The sequence below is a fragment of the Streptomyces antimicrobicus genome (assembly GCF_020532625.1).
Taxonomy (GTDB): Bacteria; Actinomycetota; Actinomycetes; order Streptomycetales; family Streptomycetaceae; genus Streptomyces; species Streptomyces antimicrobicus.
Genome location: NZ_JAJAUY010000066.1, coordinates 25623 through 32755 on the forward strand (window position 1 = coordinate 25623; position 7133 = coordinate 32755).

The window sequence follows — 7133 nt, forward strand, 5'->3', positions numbered from 1 at the left end:
TCTTCTAGGGTTGAGGCGTGAACCTCTTCCCCGAACAGGGCCCCGACGCCGACACCCCTCCCGTCTGCTCCGCCAAGGGCTGCCGGGTGCCGGCCGTGTGGGTGCTCGCCTGGAACAACCCGAAGCTGCACACGCCGGAGCGGCGCAAGACGTGGCTGGCGTGCGAGGAGCACCGCGAGCACCTCAGCCAGTTCCTGGGCGTGCGCGGTTTCCTCAAGGACGTGGTGACCCTGGAGGAGTGGTCAGCCGCCGATCGCTGACATCGGCCGGTCGGGCTGGAGGAAGGACGGGTCGTCGAGGCCGGAGCCGGCCTTCTTGCCCCACATGGCCACCTTCCACAGCCGCGCGATCTCCTCGTCCGGGGCGCCCGAGCGCAGCGCGCCGCGCAGGTCGGACTCCTCGGTGGCGAACAGGCAGGTGCGGACCTGGCCGTCGGCGGTGAGCCGGGTGCGGTCGCAGGCGCGGCAGAACGGCCGGGTGACCGAGGCGATGACGCCGACGGTGGCCGGACCGCCGTCGACCAGCCAGCGTTCGGCCGGGGCGGCGCCGCGGGCCTCCTGGCCCTCCTCGGTCAGCTCGAAGCGGGTGCGCAGCGAGGCGAGGATGTCCCCGGCGGTGATCATGCCGTCGCGCTTCCAACCGTGCTGGGCGTCCAGCGGCATCTGCTCGATGAAGCGCAGCTCGTAGCCCTGCTCGACGGCCCAGGCCAGGAGGTCGGGCGCCTCGTCGTCGTTGAGCCCGGGCATCAGGACCGCGTTGACCTTGACGGGGGTCAGGCCGGCGTCGCGCGCGGCGGCCATGCCCTCGACGACGTCCTTGTGGCGGTCGCGCCGGGTGAGGGTCTTGAAGACCTCGGGCCGCAGGGTGTCCAGGGAGACGTTGACCCGGTCGAGCCCGGCGGCCTTGAGGGCCTGCGCGGTGCGCTTGAGGCCGATGCCGTTGGTGGTCAGCGACATCCGGGGGCGGGGCTCCAGGGCGGCGCACCGCTCGACGATGCCGACCAGGCCGGGCCGCAGCAGGGGCTCACCGCCGGTGAAGCGGACCTCGGTGATCCCGAGGTGGGTGACGGCTATCCGGACCAGCCGGACGATTTCGTCGTCGGTGAGCAGGTCGGGCTTCGCCAGCCACTGCAGGCCCTCCTCGGGCATGCAGTACGTGCAGCGCAGGTTGCACCGGTCGGTGAGCGAGACGCGCAGGTCAGTGGCCACGCGGCCGAAGGTGTCGATGAGCACTGTGGGCCCCCTCCCCTGTCCGGATCAAAGGTTCAGCGATGCTTTCGAGCCTACGCGAGGAAGGTCACCCGTAGGGGGGAGCAAAGGAACCAGACGTGACGTGGCCGTGTCGTACGGAAGTACGACACGGCCACGTCCGGTGTGCGGACGGTGTCAGTGCGCCCCCGCGCCGGTGAGGGAGCGCACCTCCAGCTCGGCGTACTTCTGCGGGTCGGCGGGCTCCTTGGACAGGACGGTACCCAGCCAGCCCAGCAGGAAGGCGAGCGGGATGGAGATCAGGCCGGGGTTCTCCAGGGGGAACCAGTAGAAGTCGACGTTCTTGAACATCGAGGTCGGCTTGCCGGAGACCACCGGGGAGAACAGCACCAGGCCCACGGCGCTGATCAGGCCGCCGTAGATCGACCAGAGGGCGCCGGTGGTGGTGAAGCGCTTCCAGAAGAGGCTGTACAGGATGGTCGGCAGGTTGGCGGAGGCGGCGACCGCGAAGGCGAGCGCGACCAGGCCGGCCACGTTCATGTCGCGGGCCAGGGCGCCGAGGCCGATGGCGACGGCGCCGATGACCACGGTGGCCCAGCGGGCAGCGCGCACCTCCTCGGTCTCGGAGGCCTTGCCCCGGCGGATCACGTTGACGTACAGGTCGTGGGCGAAGGACGACGAGGAGGCCAGGGTCAGGCCGGCGACCACGGCGAGGATGGTGGCGAAGGCCACCGCCGAGATCACGGCGAGCAGGATGGCGCCGCCGGTGGAGTCGGGGCCGCCGCCGAGCTCCTGGGCGAGCAGCGGGGCCGCGGTGTTGCCGGCCGGGTTCGAGGCGATGATGTCGGCCCGGTCGAGCAGGGCCGCGGCCCCGAAGCCGAGGGCGATGGTCATCAGGTAGAAGGCGCCGATGATGCCGATGGCCCAGTTGACGGACTTACGGGCGGCCTTGGCGGTGGGCACGGTGTAGAAGCGGATCAGGATGTGCGGCAGGCCCGCGGTGCCCAGGACCAGGGCCAGGCCCAGGGAGACGAAGTCGAGCTTGGTCTCGGCGGTCTTGCCGTACTTCAGGCCCGGCTCCAGGAAGCTCGTGCCCTTGCCGCTGTTCTCGGCGGCCTTGCCTAGCAGCTCCGAGACGTTGAAGTTGAACTTCCACATCACCAGCAGGGTGAGCAGCAGGGCGCCGGCGATCAGCAGGACCGCCTTGACCATCTGCACCCAGGTGGTGCCCTTCATGCCGCCGATGGTGACGTAGACGATCATCAGGACGCCGACCAGGGCGACGATGCCGACCTTGCCGCCGTCGCTGGTGATGCCCAGGAGCAGCGAGACCAGCACACCGGCGCCCGCCATCTGGGCCAGCAGGTAGAAGATCGACACCACGATGGTGGAGACCCCGGCGGCGGTGCGCACGGGCCGCTGGCGCATCCGGTACGCCAGGACGTCGCCCATGGTGTAGCGGCCGGAGTTGCGCAGCGGCTCGGCCACCAGCAGCAGGGCCACCAGCCAGGCCACGAGGAAGCCGATGGAGTACAGGAAGCCGTCGTAGCCGAAGAGGGCGATGGCGCCGGCGATGCCCAGGAAGGACGCGGCGGACATGTAGTCGCCGGAGATGGCCAGGCCGTTCTGGAAGCCGGTGAACTGCCGGCCGCCGGCGTAGAAGTCGGCGGCGCCGCGGGTCTGGCGGCCGGCCCAGACGGTGATGAACAGCGTGGCGACGACGAAGGCGCCGAACAGGCTGATGATGAGCGGCCGGTGCTCGGAGGCGCCCACGGCCAGGGTGCCGACGGCGAGGGGGGTGGTCATTCTCCGGCCTCCAGGCGGGACTTGAGGGCCTGGGCCTTGGGGTCGAGCGCACGGGCGGCGTGCCGGGAGTAGAGCCAGGCGATCAGGAAGGTGGTGGCGAACTGGCCGAGCCCGAGGACGAGTGCCACGTTGATGTTGCCGAAGACCTTCGCCCCCATGAAGCCGCCGGCGTAGTTGGACAGCAGGACGTACAGCAGGTACCAGGCGATGAAGGCCACGGTGAGCGGGAACGCGAAGGACCGGTGGGCCTTGCGCAGTTCCCCGAACTCCGGGCTCTGCTGCACGGCCGCGAACTGTTCGGCCCCCGGGCTCGCCGGGCGCGTGTCCGCGCCGCCGGGGGGTGGCGCTGCTTCGGTGGTCACGGGTGGTTCTCCTTGTGACGCGAGTGCGGTGGGGACGGGCGTGAACTCCTGCGGGGGCCGGGCGTACGGGCCTCCTCTGTCCCAGAGCACGTACCGCACGCCGGGACCGTTCAACACCCGCCGGATCTTTCCTTGGCCGATTTCTCCAACCCATGGCGCAAAGGGGGGTGGCGGCGCTAGCTTCACCTGTCATGAACCCGTCCAGGCGCGACCCGCGTCCGGACGGCTTTTTCACGAGATGTGGAGACCCCATGGCTCTTTCGGGATCGCGTACGTCCGGCACGCACCGCCGCGCCCTCACGGTGCCGGTGGGGCTGGCCCTCACGGCCTCCCTCGCCTTCCTGCCCGCCGTCGCGGCCTCCGCCGCGCCGGCCGACGCGGTGGCGACGGCCAGGACCGCGACCGCGGACGGCCCCAAGCTGTCGTACGTGGCGAACCTGACGGCGTACGGCACCGTGGAGCAGGCGACGAAGGCCGTCGAGGCCGCCGGCGGCACCGTGGTGACCGCCTATGAGCAGATCGGCGTCGTCGTCGCGCACTCCCAGAACCCCGACTTCGCCAAGGCCCTGCGCGCCAAGCGCAGCCTGTTCGTGTCGGTCGGCGCCACCCGCACGGCCCCCCTGACGCCGGTGCAGACCACCGAGGAGGGGAGCACCCAGCAGCTGAGCGCGGCGGACGCCGCCAGGTCCGCCGCGGTGGCGGAGGCGGGTCAGGAGCCGCTGGAGCCCAACCAGTGGGACCTGCGCGCGATCAAGGCGGACCAGGCTCACCAGATCAACGATGGCAGCCAGGACGTCACCGTGGGCGTCATCGACACGGGTGTCGACGACACTCACCCCGACCTCGCCCCGAACTTCTCCCGGACGCAGTCGGCCAACTGCGTGGGCGGCGTCGCCGACACCTCCGAGGGCGCCTGGCGCCCGTACGCCGACGGCAGCGACCACGGCACCCACGTGGCGGGCACCATAGCCGCCGCCCGCAACGCGCAGGGCATCGCCGGTGTGGCCCCCGGCGTGAAGGTGGCCGGCATCAAGGTGAGCGAGCCGGGGACCAGCCTCTTCTACACCGAGGCGGTCGTGTGCGGCTTCATGTTCGCCGCCGAGAAGGGGATCGAGGTGACCAACAACAGCTACTACGTCGATCCCTGGCTCTACAACTGCAAGTCCGACGACGACCAGAAGGCGCTGGTGGAGGCCCTCACCCGGGCGACGAAGTACGCCGAGCGCAAGGGCGTGCTGAGCGTGGCCTCGGCCGGCAACTCCAACCACGACCTGGGGTCGCACGCGATCCTGGACGACTCCAGCCCCAACGACACCACCCCGGTGCCGCGGACCATCGACCCGCACGAGTGCCTGGACCTCCCGACGCAGCTGCCCGGTGTGGTCACCGTCAGCGCCACCGGTGACCAGGGCCTGAAGTCGTACTACTCCAGCTACGGCCTCGGCGTCGTCGACGTGGCGGCCCCCGGCGGCGACAAGTGGCAGGTCCCGGCCACGCCCGACGCCAACGGCCGGGTGCTCTCCACCCTCCCGGGCGGCGGCTACGGCTACAAGCAGGGCACCTCGATGGCCGCCCCGCACGTCGCGGGCGTGGCGGCGCTGCTCAAGAGCGCCCACCCGACGGCCACGCCGTCGCAGCTGCAGTCCATGCTCAAGGCGCAGGCCACCAAGGCGACCTGCCCGGAGAAGGTCTACGACAACACCGGCAACCTGATCGACGCCACCACCTGCCGGACCAAGTGGGGCCAGACGGGCTACTACGGCTACGGCGTGGTGGACGCGCTCAAGGCCGTGAAGTAGTCCTCACGGACGCACGGGAGAGCGGGGCCGGCCGGGAGATGTCTCCCGGCCGGCCCCGCCGCCGTACGGCAAGGGGTGGCCCGGGCAGTCGGTCGGGGCGGGCGGTCGGGGCAGCCGGTCAGGGCTTGATGAGCACCTTCAGGGCGCTGCGGTCGTCCATGGCCCGGTAGCCGTCGGGCACCTCGTCGAGGCCGACGGCGCGGTCGAACACCGGGGCCGGGTCGATCGTGCCGTTCAGCACGTCCTGCAGCAGCTCGGGGATGTAGGCGCGGACCGGTGCCACGCCGCCGCGCAGGCTGATGTTGCGGTCGAACATGACGCCCAGGTCGAGGCCGGTGCCGCTGCCGTGCGGGACGCCGACGTAACCGACGGCGCCGCCGTCGCGGGTGATGTTGACGGCGGTGCGCATGGACTGCTCGGTGCCGACCGCCTCGATGACCGCGTGGGCTCCCTGGCCCCGGGTCAGCTCCCGTACGGCGTGCTCGGCGGCCTCGCCGCGCTCGGCGACGACGTCGGTGGCGCCGAAGAGCTTGGCGATGTCGGTGCGGGCCGCGTGCCGGCCCAGGGCGATGATCCGCTCGGCGCCGAGCCGCTTGGCGGCGAGGACGCCGCACAGGCCGACGGCCCCGTCACCGACCACGGCGACGGTGGCCCCGGGGCGGACGCCCGCGCCCAGCGCGGCGTGGTGGCCGGTGCCCATGACGTCGGAGAGCGCGAGCAGGCCGGTCAGCAGGTGGTCGTCGGAGGCCGCCGCGGCAGGCAGCTTGACCAGGGTGCCGTCGGCCTGCGGGACCCGCACGGCCTCGCCCTGGCCGCCGTCGTGGCCGACCGAGCCCCAGAAGCCGCCGTGGGTGCAGGAGGTGTAGAGGCCCTCGACGCAGTAGTCGCAGGTGCCGTCGGACCACATGAACGGCGCCACCACGAGGTCGCCGGCCTTCAGCGAGCCGACCGCCGACCCGGTCTCCTCGACCACGCCGAGGAACTCGTGGCCGATGCGCTGGCCCGGCTGCCGCTGCGCCTCGCCGCGGTAGGCCCACAGGTCGCTGCCGCAGATGCAGGCCCGCAGGACGCGCACCACCGCGTCGGTCGGGTCCTGGAGCGCGGCGTCCGGCACCTCCTCCACGCGGATGTCGTGCGGGGCGTGGATGACGGTGGCGCGCATGGGGGTCCTTCAGCGGTCGATCGGGTGTTCAGGCAGGTGATGCCTCGGGTGCAGACGCCGTACGGCCGGTGAGTATTCCCCGGGCCAGCAGGTACTGGGCCGCCAGGTACGTGAGCATGATCCAGAAGTCGGGCCGGGGCAGCTGCGGCCAGGCGGCGACGCCGGTGGCGATCAGCGAGTCGGACAGCAGGAACAGCGCCCCGCCCGTCCCGGCGGTCCGGCCGAGCGTGCCGGAGCGCGCCGCCATGGCGGTCAGCAGCAGGCTGTAGCCGGCGACGGGGACGCGCAGCTCGGCGGGCAGGTCGCCCCAGAGCAGGCCGACGGTGCCGACGAGCGCGACGGCGTACGCGGCGGTCAGCCGGAGGTCGGCGGGCCGCCGGCCGAAGAGCACGAGGTAGCAGACGTGGCCGAGGGCGAAGGAGCCCATGCCGACCAGGAAGGCGGCGTCGGCGTCGAAGAGCAGCGCGACGTCCCCGCCCCAGCCGAACAGCAGCGCGGCGAGCAGCAGGCGCGGGGCGCCGAGGGCGCGGACGTGCAGCGCGAGCAGGGGCATCAGCAGCGGCTTGAAGATCTGGTGCCCCAGCTGCCAGTCGGCGAGCAGCGCGCCGAGGTCCAGTGCGGCGGCGACGGCGAAGCCGAGGAGGGCGGCGGCCGCGAGCCGGTCCCGGCGGGCGGCGGAGGCGCAGGCCGGCGTGGGCCGCCTCATCGCGGGTCGTGTAGCGCCGCTCGGCGATCAGCTCCCGCAGGTATGCGCTGAACTCCACCGAGGCCCGCCCGAAGAGAGGGCGATTCAGGC

General features: G+C 72.1%; 7 protein-coding genes. 2 read left to right on the top strand and 5 right to left on the bottom strand.

Annotated elements, in window-relative coordinates; genetic code table 11:
* Window positions 1-17: 17 nt before the first annotated feature.
* On the top strand, window positions 18-260 hold the full coding sequence (locus tag LG632_RS17685) for a hypothetical protein (protein ID WP_226728291.1): 243 nt from the start codon (window positions 18-20) through the stop codon (window positions 258-260).
* Here the strand turns inward: LG632_RS17685 and moaA are convergent.
* The 3 genes from moaA to LG632_RS17700 all read right to left on the bottom strand — a co-directional run bounded on the left by moaA (window position 243) and on the right by LG632_RS17700 (window position 3376).
* Window positions 243-1232: a GTP 3',8-cyclase MoaA gene (gene moaA / locus LG632_RS17690; RefSeq protein ID WP_226728292.1), complete on the bottom strand. Its 990-nt coding sequence runs from the start codon at window positions 1230-1232 to the stop codon at window positions 243-245. The genes LG632_RS17685 and moaA overlap by 18 nt on opposite strands.
* Before the next feature lie 153 nt (window positions 1233-1385).
* Window positions 1386-3014, bottom strand: coding sequence for a monocarboxylic acid transporter (locus tag LG632_RS17695; protein WP_226728293.1), 1629 nt, complete (start codon window positions 3012-3014; stop codon window positions 1386-1388).
* A complete protein-coding gene (locus tag LG632_RS17700; RefSeq protein ID WP_226728294.1) occupies window positions 3011-3376 on the bottom strand; it encodes a DUF485 domain-containing protein in 366 nt (121 codons plus the stop codon). Before LG632_RS17700 ends, LG632_RS17695 begins: the two co-directional genes overlap by 4 nt.
* A 251-nt stretch (window positions 3377-3627) precedes the next feature.
* Here LG632_RS17700 and LG632_RS17705 point away from each other — a divergent pair, with 251 nt between their 5' ends.
* On the top strand, window positions 3628-5175 hold the full coding sequence (locus LG632_RS17705) for a S8 family peptidase (protein WP_226728295.1): 1548 nt from the start codon (window positions 3628-3630) through the stop codon (window positions 5173-5175).
* Window positions 5176-5293: 118 nt separating this feature from the next.
* Here the strand turns inward: LG632_RS17705 and LG632_RS17710 are convergent, their stop codons facing one another.
* Both LG632_RS17710 and LG632_RS17715 read right to left on the bottom strand, forming a co-directional pair.
* The gene (locus tag LG632_RS17710) at window positions 5294-6337 is read right to left on the bottom strand and encodes a zinc-dependent alcohol dehydrogenase family protein (protein ID WP_226728296.1); all 1044 of its coding nucleotides are present in this window, start codon (window positions 6335-6337) and stop codon (window positions 5294-5296) included.
* Window positions 6338-6365: 28 nt separating this feature from the next.
* Entirely contained in the window at window positions 6366-7043 is a 678-nt protein-coding gene (locus LG632_RS17715; protein ID WP_226728297.1) for a lysoplasmalogenase, read from the bottom strand.
* Window positions 7044-7133: the final 90 nt, after the last annotated feature.